The organism is Herminiimonas fonticola (genome assembly GCF_040395855.1).
Taxonomy (GTDB): Bacteria; Pseudomonadota; Gammaproteobacteria; order Burkholderiales; family Burkholderiaceae_D; genus Oxalicibacterium; species Oxalicibacterium fonticola_A.
Window position 1 is genome coordinate 1 of record NZ_JBEBPO010000016.1, and the last position, 18,116, is coordinate 18,116.

Annotated in this window: 16 protein-coding genes; 6 read left to right on the top strand and 10 right to left on the bottom strand. The window is 54.6% G+C overall.

The window, feature by feature from the left end:
- Nucleotides 1-153: 153 nt before the first annotated feature.
- Genes parC through ABWP27_RS03855 form a run of 3 tightly spaced genes read right to left on the bottom strand, consistent with a single transcriptional unit; the run spans nt 154 to nt 5,307 of the window.
- On the bottom strand, nt 154-2,484 hold the full coding sequence (parC, locus tag ABWP27_RS03845; protein ID WP_353153599.1) for a DNA topoisomerase IV subunit A: 2,331 nt from the start codon (nt 2,482-2,484) through the stop codon (nt 154-156).
- Nucleotides 2,485-2,509: 25 nt separating this feature from the next.
- Nucleotides 2,510-3,319: a lytic transglycosylase domain-containing protein gene (locus ABWP27_RS03850; protein WP_353153601.1), complete on the bottom strand. Its 810-nt coding sequence runs from the start codon at nt 3,317-3,319 to the stop codon at nt 2,510-2,512.
- A 2-nt stretch (nt 3,320-3,321) separates the two neighbouring features.
- Nucleotides 3,322-5,307 (bottom strand): DNA topoisomerase IV subunit B, encoded by a 1,986-nt coding sequence (locus tag ABWP27_RS03855; RefSeq protein WP_353153603.1) that lies wholly within the window; start codon nt 5,305-5,307, stop codon nt 3,322-3,324.
- A 403-nt stretch (nt 5,308-5,710) separates the two neighbouring features.
- On the opposite strand from ABWP27_RS03855, the gene ABWP27_RS03860 reads away from it, so the two are divergent.
- Nucleotides 5,711-6,541, top strand: a complete 831-nt coding sequence (locus tag ABWP27_RS03860; RefSeq protein WP_353153606.1) for a response regulator — start codon at nt 5,711-5,713, stop codon at nt 6,539-6,541.
- Between the two features lie 31 nt (nt 6,542-6,572).
- Here the strand turns inward: ABWP27_RS03860 and ABWP27_RS03865 are convergent, their stop codons facing one another.
- Together ABWP27_RS03865 and ABWP27_RS03870 are read right to left on the bottom strand one after the other, a co-directional pair.
- Complete coding sequence (locus tag ABWP27_RS03865) at nt 6,573-7,742, bottom strand: vWA domain-containing protein (RefSeq protein ID WP_353153608.1); 1,170 nt, start codon at nt 7,740-7,742, stop codon at nt 6,573-6,575.
- Between the two features lie 21 nt (nt 7,743-7,763).
- Nucleotides 7,764-8,618, bottom strand: coding sequence for an AAA family ATPase (locus ABWP27_RS03870; RefSeq protein WP_353153610.1), 855 nt, complete (start codon nt 8,616-8,618; stop codon nt 7,764-7,766).
- Between the two features lie 166 nt (nt 8,619-8,784).
- Between ABWP27_RS03870 and ABWP27_RS03875 the strand changes: the two genes are divergently transcribed.
- The 3 genes from ABWP27_RS03875 to ABWP27_RS03885 all read left to right on the top strand — a co-directional run bounded on the left by ABWP27_RS03875 (nt 8,785) and on the right by ABWP27_RS03885 (nt 11,844).
- Nucleotides 8,785-10,944, top strand: a complete 2,160-nt coding sequence (locus ABWP27_RS03875) for a site-specific recombinase (RefSeq protein ID WP_353153613.1) — start codon at nt 8,785-8,787, stop codon at nt 10,942-10,944.
- Between the two features lie 214 nt (nt 10,945-11,158).
- Nucleotides 11,159-11,479 (top strand): c-type cytochrome, encoded by a 321-nt coding sequence (locus ABWP27_RS03880; RefSeq protein ID WP_353153616.1) that lies wholly within the window; start codon nt 11,159-11,161, stop codon nt 11,477-11,479.
- A gap of 11 nt (nt 11,480-11,490) precedes the next feature.
- Entirely contained in the window at nt 11,491-11,844 is a 354-nt protein-coding gene (locus ABWP27_RS03885; RefSeq protein ID WP_353153619.1) for a c-type cytochrome, read from the top strand.
- A gap of 76 nt (nt 11,845-11,920) precedes the next feature.
- Here the strand turns inward: ABWP27_RS03885 and ABWP27_RS03890 are convergent, their stop codons facing one another.
- Complete coding sequence (locus ABWP27_RS03890) at nt 11,921-12,343, bottom strand: DUF1841 family protein (RefSeq protein ID WP_353153622.1); 423 nt, start codon at nt 12,341-12,343, stop codon at nt 11,921-11,923.
- Between the two features lie 163 nt (nt 12,344-12,506).
- On the opposite strand from ABWP27_RS03890, the gene ABWP27_RS03895 reads away from it, so the two are divergent.
- A complete protein-coding gene (locus ABWP27_RS03895; RefSeq protein ID WP_353153625.1) occupies nt 12,507-13,091 on the top strand; it encodes a malonic semialdehyde reductase in 585 nt (194 codons plus the stop codon).
- Between the two features lie 62 nt (nt 13,092-13,153).
- On the opposite strand, the gene nth is transcribed toward ABWP27_RS03895, so the two are convergent.
- The 4 genes from nth to fdxA form a co-directional block, all read right to left on the bottom strand.
- Nucleotides 13,154-13,804, bottom strand: coding sequence for an endonuclease III (gene nth, locus ABWP27_RS03900; RefSeq protein ID WP_353153628.1), 651 nt, complete (start codon nt 13,802-13,804; stop codon nt 13,154-13,156).
- On the bottom strand, nt 13,801-14,520 hold the full coding sequence (gene rsxB / locus ABWP27_RS03905; RefSeq protein WP_353153631.1) for an electron transport complex subunit RsxB: 720 nt from the start codon (nt 14,518-14,520) through the stop codon (nt 13,801-13,803). The genes nth and rsxB overlap by 4 nt, the downstream gene beginning before the upstream one ends.
- A 122-nt stretch (nt 14,521-14,642) precedes the next feature.
- The gene (locus ABWP27_RS03910; RefSeq protein ID WP_353153633.1) at nt 14,643-15,878 is read right to left on the bottom strand and encodes a polyhydroxyalkanoate depolymerase; all 1,236 of its coding nucleotides are present in this window, start codon (nt 15,876-15,878) and stop codon (nt 14,643-14,645) included.
- A 222-nt stretch (nt 15,879-16,100) separates the two neighbouring features.
- The gene (fdxA, locus tag ABWP27_RS03915) at nt 16,101-16,424 is read right to left on the bottom strand and encodes a ferredoxin FdxA (protein ID WP_353153636.1); all 324 of its coding nucleotides are present in this window, start codon (nt 16,422-16,424) and stop codon (nt 16,101-16,103) included.
- Between the two features lie 282 nt (nt 16,425-16,706).
- Here fdxA and ABWP27_RS03920 point away from each other — a divergent pair, with 282 nt between their 5' ends.
- The gene (locus tag ABWP27_RS03920; RefSeq protein WP_353153639.1) at nt 16,707-18,113 is read left to right on the top strand and encodes a sodium:proton antiporter; all 1,407 of its coding nucleotides are present in this window, start codon (nt 16,707-16,709) and stop codon (nt 18,111-18,113) included.
- Nucleotides 18,114-18,116: the final 3 nt, after the last annotated feature.

The following is an 18,116-nucleotide window of genomic DNA, read 5'->3' on the forward strand; positions in this document are numbered from 1 at the left end:
GTCGCCTTTCTTTGCCTTCTTTCTTTGGCGAAGCAAAGAAAGAAGGTGGCCGCCGGGCCACACCCGGCAACTCACCACGAAGAAAGAACAGCGTTAGCTATCGACAAACTGTAGCGGGGAATTTCTGGACCATACGCGGGAATCGCGAACGGATTATTCAGCGCTGGTCTTGGTCACTGCAGTCAAGGTAGTCGCCTTGATCTTCGATTCCAGTCCCTTGCCTTTGCGTGCACGCTTGCCGATGTGTACTGCAAGTCCGGAAGCCGACAGCAAGATCTCTTGCGCCTTCGCACCGCGTCCGATACCGGACACGACTACGCCGCGCTGGCTGATAGGTTGCGCCGCCAGCAGCTTCTCGTTCTTTTCCAGATCCATCAGAATGACGCCGCGACCGCCGGCGGTCAGCGATTTGATTTCATCGATGCCGAATACCAGTACGCGACCTTTTTCCGATAGGCAGGCAATTGCACTGGCTCCTGCAAAGACCGGACGCGGTGTCAGCGGTTCGTCGCCTTCATCCAGCGTGATAAAAGCCTTGCCGCCGCGTGTGCGGCTGACCATATCGCCGGATTTGGCGGTGAAACCATAACCGGCAGTCGATGCCAGCAGCAGGGTGACGTCGGCCGGGCCGGCGAAGTAATGCAGCACGCGCGTGCCGCTCGCCAGTTCAACCAAGGTCGTGATAGGTACGCCATCGCCGCGTGCACCGGGCAGGGCGGAGACGGGAACCGAATAGATGCGGCCGTTTGAGCCGAACACTAACAGCGTATCGACAGTGCGGCACTCGAACGTGTCGTACAGCACATCGCCGGCCTTGAAAGTAAATTGCGCGGCGTCGTGGCCGTGGCCGGTGCGTGCGCGCACCCAGCCTTTTTGCGAAATGACGACTGTCACCGGTTCGTCGATCACCTTGGTTTCGACCACAGCTTTTTCTGCGACTTCGATCAGCGTGCGGCGTTTGTCACCGAACTGCTTCTCGTCGGCTTCGATTTCCTTGATGACCAGACGCTTCATCGACGATGGATTGTCGAGCAGATCCTGCAGCGTGGATTTTTCGCTGCGCAATTCTGCCAGTTCCTGCTGGATCTTGATGGTTTCCAGGCGCGCCAGTTGACGCAGGCGTATCTCCAGAATGTCGTCGGCCTGACGTTCAGACAATTTGAACGCATCCATCAGGGCCGGTTTCGGTTCATCCGATTCGCGAATGATCTTGATGACCTTGTCGATGTTCAAAAGAATCGCTTCGCGACCTTCCAGGATATGAATGCGGTCATCGACTTTTTGCAGCTTGAATTGCGAACGGCGGGTGATCGTCGTGAAGCGGAAATCTATCCATTCACGCAGGATATCGCCCAGTGCTTTCTGTCGCGGTTTGCCGTCGCCGCCTATCATCACCAGATTGATCGACACGCTGGTTTCCAGCGAGGTATGCGCCAGCAGCATGTTGGTGAATTCGGTCTGGTCCTGATTCTTCGACTTCGGCTCGAACACCAGGCGCACAGGCGCATCGCGACCGGATTCGTCACGTACCGTATCGAGCATCGCCAGCACGGTCTGTTTCAAGGCCAGTTGTTCTGGCGACAGCGATTTTTTGCCGAGCTTGATTTTCGGGTTTGTCAGCTCTTCGATTTCTTCCAGCACGCGTTGCGACGAGGTGCCGTGCGGCAGTTCGGTGACGACCGCCTGCCACTGACCGCGCGCCATGTCTTCTATCTTCCAGGTCGCGCGTACCTTGACGCTGCCGCGGCCGCTGCGATAGATATCGCTGATGGCAGTCGGCGAAGTGATGATCTGGCCGCCACCCGGGAAATCAGGGCCGGGCACGATTGCCATCAATTCTTCATGCGTCAGTTTCGGATTGCGGATGATGGCGACGGCTGCGCTCGCGACTTCCCGCAGATTGTGCGAAGGGATTTCAGTCGCCATACCAACCGCAATACCGGATGCGCCATTCAACAGGACAAAAGGCAAGCGGCTGGGCAGCAGTTTCGGCTCTTCCGTCGAGCCGTCATAGTTGGGCTGGAAATCGACGGTACCCATGTCGATTTCTTCCATCAGCAATTTTGCGATCGGTGTCAGGCGTGCTTCGGTATATCGCATCGCTGCTGCGCCATCGCCGTCGCGTGAACCGAAGTTGCCCTGACCATCGATCAATGGATAACGCAAGGAAAAATCCTGCGCCATGCGCACCAGCGCGTCATAGACGGATTGATCGCCGTGCGGATGCAATTTGCCGAGTACGTCACCGACTACAGCCGCTGACTTGCGCGGTTTGGCGGCAGCGTTCAAGCCCAGTTCGTTCATCGCATAAAGGATGCGGCGTTGTACCGGTTTCTGGCCGTCGCAGACATCCGGCAGGGCACGGCCCTTGACCACGGAAATTGCGTAATCCAGATATGCGCGTTCGGCAAAGGTTGCCAGTGTCAGTGATTCGCCGTCATCGGCTGGTGCTGCAGTGTCAAAAAGATTGGCTTGATCAGTCATTATTGTTTTGCGTAGTTTTTTCGGATTATTCGATGGAAGTAATTGGATAGGCAGAAGAGATGTCCGCAGAAGAATTGCTGTCGCGCCGTCCAGGAATGATCATGTGTATGCGTTTGGAGTCTGAACGCCGACTCGAGAAAACAGCATTGTCTGCAAAGTGCGAGGTCGGCTGATACAGCTTGTAAAACTGCGTGACGAGCTTCACGTAATTACGGGTTTCCGGATACGGCGGAATCGCATTATTGTATTTTTGAATCGCACCTTCCCCAGCGTTATACGAGGCCAGCACCAGATGCTGCTGATTCGGATACATATCACGCAGCAGGCGCAGATAGCGCGCAGCGATGCGGATATTGGTTTTTGGGTCGGTCAGTTTTTGCGCGATGCTTTTCTTGCGATCGGCTTGCAGGCCGAAGCGCTCGGCTGTTGCCGGCATCAACTGCATCAATCCGATTGCGCCTTTGGGTGAAACGGCATTCGGATTGAAACCCGATTCAGCCGCCATCACTGCTTTCAGCAAGGCCGGGTCGAGATTGAATTCATTGGCGGCATCGTTCAACAGTGTCTCGTATTTTTTCAGATTCGGATGCTGCGACAGATAGCGGAACAAGGGCGTTTCTTTCCCTGTCGCCTCTTCTGAATTATTCAGCGGAACGAGTCGCGCAGCATTCAAAACCTGGTCGCCGCGTGCAAATAACTGGTAACGCTGGTCGAGTTTTTCCGTCGCAAAATGCGCATCGCCGTTGGCATCGATATAGCCGTACACGTCTGCATGCGCAGCAATGCATAACAGCGATAAGGATAAGGCCAACAGGGAAGTGCGCACGATGTTCATGATCAGATATCGGCCTCTGCTTCGTTGCCGTGTTCTTCTATCCATGTGCGGCGTGCCGCGGCTTCGCCTTTGCCCATCAGCATATTGAAGCGTGCTTCGGAGAAGTCCAGATCGAATTCGCCGAGCGAGACTGGCAACAGGCGGCGGGTATCCGGATTCATCGTGGTTTCCCATAACTGTTCCGCATTCATTTCACCCAGACCCTTGAAGCGCGAGATGGCCCACGCTGATTCCTTGACGCCGTCCTTGCGCAATTTGTCTTCGATTGCCGCCAGCTCACCATCATCGAGTGCATAGATTTTTTGTATCGGCTTCTTGCCGCGCGCAGGTGCATCGACACGATACAGCGGTGGACGTGCGATGCAGATGTGACCGCGCTCTATCAGTTGCGGGAAGTGCTTGAAGAACAGTGTCAACAACAGCACCTGAATGTGCGAACCGTCGACGTCCGCATCGGACAGGATGCAGATGCGGCCGTAACGCAGGCTGCTGAAATCGACGGTATCGTTTTTACCATGAGGGTCGATGCCGATCGCGACGGCGATGTCGTGTATCTCATTGTTGGCGAACAGGCGGTCGCGCTCGGTTTCCCATGAATTGAGGACCTTGCCGCGCAAAGGCAGGATGGCCTGAAATTCCTTGTCACGCCCCATCTTGGCCGAGCCGCCGGCGGAGTCGCCTTCGACCAGGAAAATTTCATTACGCGAGGTATCTGACGATTCGCAGTCGGTCAATTTCCCCGGCAACACAGCGACGCCTGAGGATTTTTTCTTTTCTACTTTTTGTGCGGAACGCAGACGCGATTGGGCCTGCTTGATGACGAGTTCGGCCAGCTTCTTGCCGTAATCGACATGCTGGTTCAACCACAATTCGAGCGCAGGGCGCGTGTAGGTGGCGACCAAACGCACTGCATCGCGCGAATTCAAGCGCTCCTTGATCTGGCCCTGGAATTGTGGGTCGAGCACTTTTGCCGACAGGACAAACGAGACACGTGCGAACACGTCTTCCGGCAACAGCTTCACGCCTTTCGGCAACAGAGAATGCATTTCGACGAAACTTTTTACCGCACCGAACAAGCCTTCGCGCAAACCGGATTCATGCGTGCCGCCGTTGGAAGTCGGAATCAGGTTGACATAGGATTCGCGCACCACGGCTCCGTCTTCGGTCCATGCGACGACCCAGGCTGCACCTTCACCTTCGGCAAAGCCTTCGGTATCTGCATTGGCGTATTGCTCACCTTCAAATAAGGGGATAACGGTTTCCGCATTCGATGCCTGCGCCAGCGATTCAGTCAGGTAACCACGCAAGCCCTGATCGTATTGCCAGGTTTGCGTTTCACCGCTCTTTGCGTGCACCAGTGTGACTTTGACACCCGGCAGCAGCACCGCCTTGGAACGCAGCAGACGTTGCAGTTCGGCTTGCGGAATGACAGAGGAATCGAAATATTTTGCATCAGGCCATGCAGTGACGCGGGTGCCGCTGCGTTTTTCATCGCGCGATATGGCACGTGACTTCAGAGGCTCGATGACATCGCCGCCGGAAAAAGTCAGCGTGTGCACGCCACTCTCGCGCCACACAGTGATTTCCAGACGCGAAGACAAGGCATTGGTCACCGAAACGCCTACGCCGTGCAGGCCGCCGGAGAATGCATACGCACCGCCCGAGCCCTTGTCGAACTTGCCGCCTGCATGCAAACGCGTAAAGACGATTTCCACCGTCGGGATTTTTTCTTCCGGATGCAGGCCGACCGGGATGCCGCGGCCGTCGTCTTCGACGCTGACGCTGCCATCGGTATTCAATGTGACGACGATGTTCTTGCAATAGCCGCCCAGCGCTTCATCGGAGGCATTGTCGATGACTTCCTGAATGATGTGCAGCGGGTTCTCGGTACGCGTGTACATGCCGGGGCGTTGCTTGACCGGCTCCAGGCCTTTCAATACACGGATGGAGGATTCGCTATAGTCTGCAGAGGATTTTTTAGTGGCCATTCAATCTGATACGAGTAAGGAGCGGAAAAATGATTGCATGTCGGCTGCCTGCTTGTCGCTTGTGCAACATGGCGTGGCATGGAGTGTCTGCATTCTAATGAAAAAAAACGAAGTGCATGCTTTAACGTGTTTATCGCGGAGGAGGAAAAGAGGGGTAATTGTTAAATAAGGTTAGATTCGTGACTCACTACTGGTGCTTTCTCAACAAAAGCGTTCAAATATGTGCGTTTTGATAAATAGTTGACATAATTTTATACATTTCCCCCTGCGGCTTTCCTTATTTCTTGAAGGCAACAAGGAATTTTTCGTGCAATAAATGTTAAATATACAACATAGCTTCGCTTCAAATGCTTGTATAAAGACGTTTGTAGAAAACAGTGATTGCGCTTTGTCTTCATGACCGATGTCCGCTAACAGTTTCCCCTTTGCGGTACGCCTGATTGGTTTCAACCAGCAGGAGACCGACATATTCGATGCCACTTTTGCTCTGGACCAAGGCAAGGGCTACGGCTATTTTCGTCTGGCCGAAGATAATTTGCAGGACCCGGATTTATACATCGCCAATGCGGAAGACCTGCGCGCCTTGGTCGCCGTATCCGATTTAAGGCCCAGCGATGTGCGACCGGTGCTGCTGGTCGGTACCCCCAGTATTGCGTTGCCGTATGCGCGGGTGGAGCGTCCCATTCGCTGGCAGCGCTTGTTTGAAGCACTGGATGTATTGATTGAAAAACGTGCCGATACGCTGGCGCGGCTGGAAGCGTCCGATGTCGTTCTGGTGCCGGAGCGCAGACGGCGTAATCGCGTCGATATCGATTTGACCGATCCGGCTGCCTACGAAGGATTGCGCACCGAGTTGCCGCATGGTGGCGCCGTGCTGTTGATCGACAAGACGCCGGCCTTTCGCGATTTCGTTGCCGAATTGATGGCGCGTTACCAGGTCGAGGTTTTGTGGGCCAAAGGCGAGTCGGAAGCGGAAGGCGCCTGCGTGCGCCAGCGCGTATCGGTAGTATTGATTAATACTTCAGTGTCGGATATCGATCCGTTTCGTTTATGCCAGACGGTCAAAACAGCGCGTCCGCATGACAAGACTTCCGTCATTTTCCTGGTCAGCAAATCCGGCGATTACGATGTCGAGATGGGGCGCAAGGCAGGCGTGGACGGTTTTCTGACCAAGCCTGTTGCCAGCCATCATTTGATTAGTGCGCTGAAAAAATTCATGCATCTGCCGCGCTAATTCCGGCACGCCGTTTTTCTTTCTGTCGTACTTATTTGCTCAGCACGCGCATGCCGCGTTCCAAACCTTCCAGCGTTAACGGATACATGCGATTGTTCATCTGCTGCCGGATGATCGCGATCGACTGCCGGTATTCCCAGATATTTTCCGGTTCCGGATTGAGCCAGATATAGCTGGGAAACATGCTGGTAAACCGTTGCAGCCATTCGGCGCCGGCTTCCTCGTTGTGATAATCGATTGCGGCGCCTGCCTGCAGGATTTCATACGGACTCATCGTGGCATCGCCGACGAAGATGAGTTTGGTGTCGGGCGAATACTTGCGCAAGACATCCCAGGTGGCAAAGCGTTCGGCGTGCTTGCGCTGGTTGTTGCGCCACAGGTAGTCGTAGACGCAATTATGGAAATAATAAAATTCCATATTCTTGAATTCGCTCTTCGCGGCAGAAAACAATTCTTCGATGCGCTGGATATGTTCATCCATCGTGCCGCCTACATCCAGCAGCATCAGCATCTTGATGTTGTTCCTGCGTTCCGGCTGCATCTTGATATCGAGATAACCGGCATTGTTCGCGGTAGCGCGTATGGTGGCATCGAGTGCCAGTTCATCGTGCGCTCCCTGACGGGCAAACTTGCGCAGCCGGCGCAGCGCGACCTTGATATTGCGGGTGCCGATCTCACGCGCCGCATCGTAATCGCGATAGGTCCGCGTTTCCCATATCTTGACGGCGGAACGATTGCCGCCTTCGCCGCCTATGCGTATTCCTTCCGGATTGACGCCGCTATTGCCGAAGGGCGAGGTACCGCCGGTGCCTATCCATTTACTGCCGCCTTCGTGACGTTCCTTCTGCTCCTTCAACAATTGCTGCAGGCGTTCGGCGAGTTTGTCGTAACCGAATTTTTCGATCAGCGCACGTTCTGCGGCGCTTAAATCTTTCGCTGCACGTTTGAGCAGCCAGTCGAGCGGAATCGCTGCCTTGTCATCGAAGACGGCAGCAATGCCTTTGAAGTACATGCCGAAGGCACGATCGAATTTATCGAAGTGCGCTTCGTCCTTGACCAGCGTCAGGCGCGCCAGATAGTAGAAATCATCCAGCGAGGGGCCAATGACTTCTTTTTCCAGTGCTTCCAGCAGCAGTAAAAATTCCTTGATCGACACCGGAATTTTTGCTTCTTTCAGCATGAAGAAAAAATCGATTAACACGGCAATTCCAGTAGCTGCGCTTTAGCGATTGGTACGCGACATGAACACCAGCCGCTCGAACAGATGTATGTCCTGCTCGTTTTTGAGCAAGGCGCCATGCAGTGGCGGGATCACGATTTTGTCATCCTGGCTGCGCAGTGCTTCCGCAGGAATATCTTCCGCGAGCAGGAGTTTGAGCCAATCGAGCAATTCCGATGTGGATGGCTTTTTCTTCAGGCCATTGATTTCCCGCACCTGGTAAAACACTTCCAGCGCTTTCGCCAGCAATTCCTTTTTCAGATCGGGGAAATGTACGTCGACGATTTGCGCCATCGTATCGCGATCGGGAAATTTGATGTAATGGAAGAAGCAGCGGCGCAGGAAGGCATCCGGCAATTCCTTTTCATTGTTCGATGTGATGATAACGAGCGGCCTGTGTCTGGCCTTCACCATTTCACGCGTTTCGTACACATAGAATTCCATGCGATCCAGCTCGCGCAACAAGTCGTTCGGGAATTCGATATCGGCCTTGTCGATTTCATCGATCAGCAACACCACTTGTTCATCAGCGGCGAAGGCCTGCCACAATACGCCCTTGAGAATGTAGTTATCGATGACTTTGACGCGTTCGTCACCGAGTTGCGAGTCGCGCAGGCGCGATACGGCATCGTATTCATACAAGCCCTGCTGCGCCTTGGTGGTCGATTTGATATGCCATTGCAGCAAGGGCATGCCGAGTGCGGCGGCCACTTCTTCCGCCAGCATGGTTTTGCCGGTGCCCGGCTCACCCTTGATCAATAGCGGGCGTTGCAAGGTCAGGGCCGCGTTGACGGCGAGCTTCAAATCGCCGGTGGTGACGTAAGTACGGGAACCTTCGAAGCGTGTGTCTTGTCGCATGACGTGTCATTAAGGTGAAAAGAAATCGGAGTATAAGCGAGAACAAGGCAAGCAGTTCTGTCAGCAAGGCAACAACAGATACCGTAGAACAAGACTGGTTTGCGCACGCGTGTGGCGTATGACCCGGTAGTCGTTCCTGGAAATTTTCCTCCATTTCAAGCTATCAATGAAAATCTCTTTTCTCAGAATCTGTGCCGTGTGGCGCAGATTCCGCCGCGGTGCATTACGGCACCATACGGACCATGCGTCCTACCTGCCGCAAATCGAATCGCTGATGCGTCGTGCCGATCCGCATGCATCCTGGCATGCGCGCGCCAACTGGATGATCGATCTGGCCGACTGGATACGCCGTGAACCCAAGGTGTCGCTGCTGGACGATGGCGCATGGCGACGCGTCAAGCATCAGCGCATCCGTTTCATGCTCGACTGGCTGGATGGCAATCGCGACGTGAAACAAGTCGTGCAGGCAAGTTTGCGCAAGACTCTGCGCGAAGCGACCGGCCCCGAGCTTTTTTCAGCCACCGGCCTGCCGCGCGAATCGGCATTCTTTTCCGAATTGTCGGAGCGCATGGTCAAACTGATTTTGCCGCGTCCGGTCGGACAGCAGGATTTGTCGACCTTGTTTACTGCAATGTTTCCGGATGAATCGGATGCCGAATGGTTGCTGGAACTCGATCCCAAAACCTTGTCGCGGCTGTGGAAGCTGGCGGGGGACGATGGCATTGCACACGGTTACCGGCAGCAAATTGATGAGGCCATGCTGTATCTGGTAACGATGGTCATTTCGGTTGGCATCAGTCCGGCATTCCGTCAACGATTGGCGCCGCGCATGCCCTTGCTGGCGACGCCCTTCATGTCGCTGCGCCGCGAGCTGGAAAATTATTTGATGAATAGCGCCAGGGACGATGCAGGCTTGCGCAGCGTGCGCATGCTGATTGCCGTGTGCCAGGCGCAAACCGACAAGATCTATGCGCATCTGGATGAATATGGTGTATCGGTCGGACTGGTCTATCACGTCGAACGCATGCGTGCGCATCTGATGCGGATTTCGCGCCTGCTGGATTTGCGTTCCGCACCGCATGTAGAGGGCGGCGCGAGTCAGGTACAGGCAGTGCTGGTCGATCTGATCATCGCCCATCATCGCCGTTCGTCCGTGCGCGAACTGGTCAATCGCAGTTTTTCTCTGCTGGCGCGCAAGATGGTGGAACGCAATGCCAGCCATGGCGAGCATTACATTGCACGCGATCGCAGCGAATACCGGGCCATGTTCAAGGCGGCAATGTGGGGCGGTGTCATTACCGCTTTCACGGCCTTGATCAAGCTCGGTATTACCGGTCTCGGCCTGGCGCATTTTTTCGAGGGCGCCTTCCTGTCGCTTAACTTTGCCTTGAGTTTCCTCCTTATTTCCGCAATCGGCGGTGTGCTGGCGACCAAGCAACCGGCTGTTACCGCGCCAGCGCTGGCGGCGCAGATGGGCGAGCTGGATACAGTCGAGGGTTTGCGTGAACTGCTGGCGCGTATCGCTGCCTTGTTGCGCTCACAGGCGGCGGCAGTATTCGGCAATCTGCTGGCCGTGGCGCCAATGGTTGCGGCGCTGTCATTTGCTGCCGTGCTGATGTTCGACAAGCCGGTCATGAGTGCGGATAAGGCGCATGCCACTATCGATTCCTTGTCGCTGGTCGGTGTGACGCCGTTGTACGCGGCCTTTACAGGTCTGCTGCTGTGGCTGGCCAGCCTGATGGCGGGGTTTGCCGATAACTGGTTTGCCTTGCGCCGCGTGAAGGAATCGATTGCACACCATAGACGTCTGGTGCATGCACTGGGTGCACATCGTGCCGAACGCTGGGCCGGCTGGCTGGAGCACAATGTGTCCAGCATCGTTGGTAATGTGGCGCTGGCAGTGTTGCTCGGCATGATGCCGGTGATGGCGCAGTTCTTTGGCCTGCCTCTGGATGTGCGCCATGTGACCTTGTCGACGGCGACCCTGACGGCCGCAGTGAGTACCCTGGGTTGGGAGGCATTCGCACTGCCGCAGTTCTGGCTGGCCTGCGCCGGTATCGTGGCGATAGGTGTACTGAACGTCGGCGTGGCATTTTCCTGTGCGCTGGCGCTGGCCTTGCGCGCGCGCGATGTGCCGGGGCGGGTACGCCGTCTGGTATTTCGCGCAGTATTACGGCGTTTTACACTGACGCCTTATATATTCTTTTGGCCGGTGCAGGCGGAAAGCGCCGCTGCTGCGTCTGTGGCGGAAGAAGATGAAGCATTGCCGGAAGCTGCGCCAGCAGAGCGACAGAGAGAAATTGGTATGAAAACGGGCACCAAATAAGTTGCGTAAAGTGGCCGGGAAGGTGGCTGGATGCAGCTGTAAACAGGGCTGTCGGATACCGTACACGCTGTGGTGATTTGAACATGGACTGTCTTGCGGTCTTCAGGTAAAATCGAGCGGTTTTGGTGTAGCCAGGCAATTTTTCCACGTGAGGTATGTGGTTTTGCGGCGCTGCAGCAGCGGGTTTCGTATTCACACTATCCACACAGATATCATGAAAAAACTATTTGCACTTCTCGCATTCGCGGGTGTGGCCAACATCGCTGTTGCAGCGGAAGTTGTTGGCGATGCCAAGGCAGCTGTCAACAAGGTTTCGATGTGTATCGGGTGTCACGCCATCCCGGGCTACAAAGCGACTTTTCCGGAAGTTTACCAAGTCCCCATGATAGGTGGACAGTCGGAAAAATACATAATCAGCGCATTGCATGCGTACAAGAAGGGCGAGCGTAATCATCCGTCCATGCACGGTATTGCAGCCAGCATGTCGGATCAGGATATTGCCGACGTCGCCGCTTACTACTCGCAACAGAAATAACGGGAGCCCATATGAAAAAATTTCTCGCATTGGCTGTCGTATTGATGTCGGCAGTCGTCTCATTCAACGCTGCAGCTGAAAGCAAGATCGAAGCCGGCAAGGCCGCAGTTGCCAAATACAATTGCGCATCCTGCCACGGTGCCGACTTCCAGACACCGATCGATCCCGGTTATCCAAAGCTGGCCGGTCAGCACAAGGATTATCTGAAGCATGCCATGGTCGCCTACAAGCGCGGCAATCAGGTTTCAAATGGCCGCAGCAATGCCATCATGGGGCCATTGGCCAAGCAATTGTCGGGTCAGGATATCGAGAACATCGCCACCTACCTGCACAGCCTGCCAACCACACTGGTTCTGCGCAAATAATTATTGGCTGGATGTTTTGCCAAATAAAAAAGCCACGGTTTGCCGTGGCTTTTTTACGTCTGCATCGCCTTTTGCTTCAGCGTCGCCTGATGCATTCGATGTAGGCCGCGCCATCCGGCGGCAGGCCGTTGCGCTGCGAAGTCCAGATCATCTCGCCCAGGCATTCCATGATGTGATGATGTGCTTCGTGTTCAGAGCCGAGTCTGTGCGCCAGTGCATGAGAGGCGGCGCGAATTCCCGGCGGCTGGTCGATGGAAATCTGCTCGGCAATCGATAAATGCATGGACAGATGCAGGAAGGGATTGGCCTGGCCGGACTCGACCGAGTAATCCTGCGCCAGCGCGGTTTCCACATCCGTCAACGCATCTGCGTATTCGGGGTGCTGAATGATCCAGTCGCGCGCAATCGCCTCCAGCGGCGTGAGAATTTCATTGGCGCGCTGTTTGCGAAATGTTTCGCAGAAAAAGCGGCGTACATCGTGTTGTGATGGTGTGAACATGAAGAGTGTAAAAAAGGCAGTTCATTGAACGCAGGTTGCCATTGTACGTGGCTTGCGGCTGAACTGCCGGGCGGGTTTCGGTTAACATACGCAACTATTGTAGTTTTTGCCGCGATTGCCGCCTTGCGGCATGTCTTTTTAAAATCTGAACAAGAAAGTCCTCATGTTGAATCAGCAAGCGCTCGAAACCCTTTTTACCCATGCCCATACCAATACCGTCTGGCAAGACAAGCCGGTCACCAACGGCCAGTTACGCGAGATTTATGAATTGATGAAATGGGCGCCGACTTCGATGAACTGCCAGCCTGTACGCATCGCCTTCGTGAAGTCGCCGGAAGCGAAAGAAAAACTGGCAGCATGCGTCTCCGCCGGTAATGTGCAGAAAGTTAAAACCGCGCCTATTACCGCCATCATCGGTATGGACATGGCGTTCCCGCGCAAGATGCCGCAATTGTTCCCGCACATGGACGCGCAGGCGCTGTTTGCCGGTAACGAAAAATTGACCGAAGAAACGGCTTTCCGCAACTCTTCGCTGCAAGGTGCTTACTTCATTATGGCGGCACGCGCGATCGGCCTGGATTGCGGCCCTATGTCAGGTTTCGATGCGACTAAAGTGAATGAAGCCTTCTTTGTCGGTACCCAGGTGAAGGCGAATTTCCTCTGCAGCATAGGTTATGGCGACCATGAAAAAATCAAGGCGCGTTTGCCGCGTCTGACTTTTGAGGCTGCGTGCGCCATCGTTCTGTAATTGGTGCCTGACAAAATCATCGTTATTTAAAACGATCGAAAAGGAAGCTGTACCTGCAGTCCCTAGACGCCTTTGGCCGGCAGGGGCGTCTTCTGCTTGTATTCGCACAAATCGGCAATGATGCAGTTCCAGCATTTTGGCGTGCGTGCGATGCAGGTATAGCGGCCGTGCAGGATCAGCCAGTGATGTGCATCCTGCTGGAATTCCGGTGCGACAAATTTCATCAGTTTTTGCTCGACAATATCGACGTTCTTGCCCGGCGCAATGCCGGTGCGATTCGAGACGCGAAAGATGTGCGTATCAACGGCGATGGTAGCTTCACCGAAGGCCGTATTCATCACCACGTTGGCGGTCTTGCGGCCGACGCCTGGCAGGGCTTCCAGTGCTGCGCGCGTACGCGGCACTTCGCCGCCATGTTCGGCGATCAGTATCCGGCACGTTTCAATGACGTTTTTTGCCTTGGTGCGATACAAGCCTATGGTCTGGATGTAAGGCATCAAGCCTTCCACGCCCAGCGCATAAATTTTCTTCGGTGTACCGGCGTGCGGATACAGTTTGCGCGTGGCCTTGTTGACGGAAACATCAGTTGCCTGCGCCGACAGCAATACCGCGATCAGTAACTGGAACGGCGTCTGGTATTCAAGTTCGGTAGTGGGGTGCGGATTGGCAGCGCGCAGTCGGTTGAAAATTTCACGGCGTTTTTCCGCGTTCATTGATCGTCCTTTTCTGCCTGTTCTTTTTTCAGGCGCGCACGTTCGATGGCGGCTTGAATAATGGCTTTCTTGCGTGCCTGTTCGGTTTGTTCCGCTTCCGAGAGCGGCGTTTCGGATTGCAGGGCCTTCAGTTTGGCGGCGGCCTTGGCTGCCAGCCGCGCCTCGTTTTCTTCTTTTTCGCGCTGCAAACGCTGCGTGCGAAAATCATGCCGCGCACGTGCTGCATCGGCTTCTGCCTGCGACCACGCATCCCAGCCGGTCTTGCCTGGCGTGTACTCGACCATCGCAATGCAATCGACCGGGCAGGGCGCCACGCACAGGTCGCAACCCGTGCACAGATCGGTGACGATCGTATGCATTTGCTTGGCGGCGCCGACAATCGCATCCACCGGACAAGCCTGTATGCACAAGGTGCAGCCTATGCACAAACTCTCATCGATGACTGCAACCGGACGCGGCCGTTCCACGCCATTGACCGGATTGATCGGAATGACCTTCTTGCCCAACACCTGTGCCAGTCGTGCCACGCCCTCAATGCCGCCGGGTGGGCATTGGTTGTAACTGGCGCTGCCGTTGGCCATTGCTTCCGCATAGGGGCGGCATGCGGGGTAACCGCATTTCGTGCATTGCGTTTGCGGCAGCAGGTCTTCAAGCTGATCGGCGAGCGATTTGTCGGTGGGTGATGACACAGCGGAAAATAAAAGGATAAAACACAATTATCGTCTTATACGGGGCGATGCGCCAAACAGAAAAATGCGGATATTGCGTTGGGCGGATTTTCTCCGTGTGTCTGGAACGCATTTCGCAAATTAATTGCCAGCAGGCTTGGCGCAGCAGATCAGGAATGCGCGGCAATAAACTCGCCGATTTTCGGCGCAATGATGTCGCGCCATTTGCGGCCGGAGAAGATGCCGTAATGCCCGCATTGCGGTGCGGTGAATTGCTGTTTGTCCGATTTCGGAATCGAGGAACATAAATCCTGTGCGGCATGGGTTTGTCCGGCACCGGAAATATCGTCCTTCTCGCCTTCGATGGTAAACAGGGCGACTGACTTGATATCCTGCGGCCGTACCAGCTTGCCTTCGATTTCCCAGGTGCCCAGCGGCAGGCGATGTTCCTGGAAAACTGTTTTGATTGTTTCCAGATAATATTCGGCCGGCATATCGAGTACGGCATTGTATTCGTCGTAAAACTTGCGATGTTCTTCCGCTGACTCGTTGTCGCCTTCGCGCAGGTGCATGTAAAAATCCCAGTGGCTTTGCGCGTGACGGCCGGGATTCATGGCGATGAAGCCGGCATGCTGCAGGAAACCCGGATACACCTTGCGGCCGAAGCCGGGATAACTGGTAGGTACGCCGTAGATCACCTGATTCTCAAACCATGCATACGGTTTTTCCACCGCCAGATTATTGACCTGCGTCGGCGATTTGCGCGGATCGATAGGACCGCCCATCATCGTCATCGTTTTCGGCAGTCTGGTATCGCGTTCGCTGGCCATCAGTGAAATGGCTGCCAGCACCGGCACAGTAGGCTGGCATACCGAAATCACATGCAGATCGGGCCCCAGCTTGCGGATGAAATCCTGGATGTAATACACATAGTCGTGCAGATGAAAGGGGCCTTCCGTCAGCGGCACCATGCGCGCATCGAGCCAATCGGTAATGTAGACATCGTGATCCTGCAACAGGCTGCGCACGGTATCGCGCAGCAAGCTGGCGTGATGGCCGGACAAGGGTGCTACCAGCAAGACGGTGGGTTGTTTCAGGGCGGCGAATTCTTTCGGCGGCAATTTCTTCCTGAAATGAATCAGGGTACAGAAGGGTTTTTTCTCTGTCTCTTCTTCGACGATGGCGACAGCCTTGCCTTTCACCAATACGGACTCGATACCGAAATTCGGTTTTTCGTATTGCTTGCCCAAGCGGTAGAGGAGTTCGTAACCGGCGGCAATGCGCTGCGCATATGGTGAGTAGGCCAGTGGCGAAACCGGATCGGTAAATAGTCTGGACGAGGCCTCGGCCCAATGCATCAAGGGATTGAGCAGGCTGCGGTTGAATTCATGCAATTGGTAAAGCATAGCGGCCTCTTTCGATGGCGATCATTGAAAATGATTGTCGCTAGAAAATACTTTTATTGCAATGCACCATTACCAACTAATCGGAAGAATCGGAGCAAAGTGCACATTTGTTGTGTCATGCACAATAAATGCACGGTTTCTTCCTGGTTTCTTGCAAATGCTGCGGTAAATAAAAAACGCCCCGTGGCGAACCAGGGGGCGTTTTGCAGGCAGAAAGCTTTATTAACGCTTTAAAAACTGCAATTTATCCGTCTTGTCTTTCCATTCCTCGGCTTCAGGCAGGGGTGCCTTGGTCTTGGTGATGGATGGCCAGTCGCGCGAGAGCTCGACGTTCAGTTTGATGTAATGTTGCTGATCGGCCGGCACATCTTCTTCTGCATAGATGGCATTTACCGGACATTCGGCTACGCATACTGCGCAATCGATACATTCATCGGGGTCGATCGACAGGAAATTCGGGCCTTCGCGAAAACAATCCACCGGGCATACATCGACACAGTCTGTGTAACGGCAAAGTACGCAGGAGTCGGTCACTACGTGGGTCATACCAGTCCTAACTGTAAATATTTGAAATGAGCCGGCTACGCTATGACGAGGGTATGCAATTTCATATACCTGATAGCAGCCGCAAAGCACTGTATTTTAAGGCATATCGCTCTTTCCCACAAACCAACCTTATACCGATTCTGAATAAGTAAATGCATTCAGTGTCTGACGAAGCGGCAAATTCAGACCTTTTGGCTGCGGATAAATGCGCCGCAGCCAGCATTGCTGGCAAGACATATTTTTTCTGGGCTAAAATGGCGGCTCTTCATTTTGGAGTCACCCATGCGTGCAAATATCTTCGTCGGCATGCTTGCCCTGACCCCTGCACTGTGTGGTGCGGCAGAATTAAACGGCGGTGGTTTATCCATCCTGTGGGGTATTCCATTCACCGGTTTGTTGTTGTCGATCGCATTGTGTCCGTTGTTGACGCCTGGCTTCTGGCATCACCACTTCGGAAAATTGACGGTGGCATGGTCGCTGGCATTTCTGCTGCCGTGCGCCTTCTACTTCGGTACCACGACGGCCGTGCATGGTGCGGTGCATGCATTTGTCGCCGAGTTTTTTCCCTTTCTGATTTTGATTACGTCCTTGTTTGTTGTGGCCGGCGGTATCTGCGTGCGCGGCAATTTGCATGGCACACCGGCACTCAATACAGGTTTGCTGGCGATAGGTACGGTGCTGGCGAGTTTCATGGGAACCACCGGCGCAGCCATGCTGTTGATACGGCCGCTAATACGCGCCAACGACAATCGCAAGCATGCAGCGCATATCGTCGTGTTCTTCATCTTTCTGGTGGCGAATGCCGGCGGTGCCTTGACGCCGCTCGGCGATCCGCCGCTCTTCCTCGGCTTTCTGAAGGGTGTGGATTTTTTCTGGACTGTGCGCCATCTGTTTGCGCCGACGATCTTCCTGTGCAGCGTGCTGCTGATTATTTTTTATCTGCTCGATAGTCACTACTATCACAAGCGCGAAGAGATCAAACCGCCGGAGCAGGACCCGACGCCGGATTCGGCGATCCGTTTTGAAGGCAAGGTCAATTTTTTCTTGCTAGCCGCAGTGGTTGCTCTGGTATTGATCAGCGGCTTCTGGAAACCCGGCATTGCCTATTCCTTCTTCGGCAATACGGTGGAACTGCAAAATCTGCTGCGCGACGGCTTGCTGATCGTCGTGATTTTCCTGTCACTGTGGCTGACGCCGGAAAGTGCACGCCGTGGCAATGATTTTTCCTGGGGGCCGATCCAGGAAGTAGGTAAATTATTTGCCGGTATTTTCATCACCATCATTCCGGTGATCGCCATGTTGCGCGCCGGTGAATCCGGTGCATTTGCGAGTATCGTACGTGCCGTGACAGATGGCAACGGTGCACCAATCAATGGAATGTATTTCTGGGCGACGGGCATACTTTCATCCTTCCTCGACAATGCGCCTACCTATCTGGTTTTCTTCAATACGGCGGGTGGCGACGCGAACACGTTGATGACCACGATGGCGGCAACGCTGGCCGCTATTTCATGCGGTGCGGTCTTCATGGGCGCCAACAGCTATATCGGCAATGCACCCAACATGATGGTGAAGGCGATCGCGGAAGAGCGCGGCATCCGCATGCCTTCGTTTTTCGCTTACATGGGCTGGTCGTGCGCGATCCTGATACCCTTGTTTATCCTGATGACCTTTATCTTCTTCGTTTAAGGC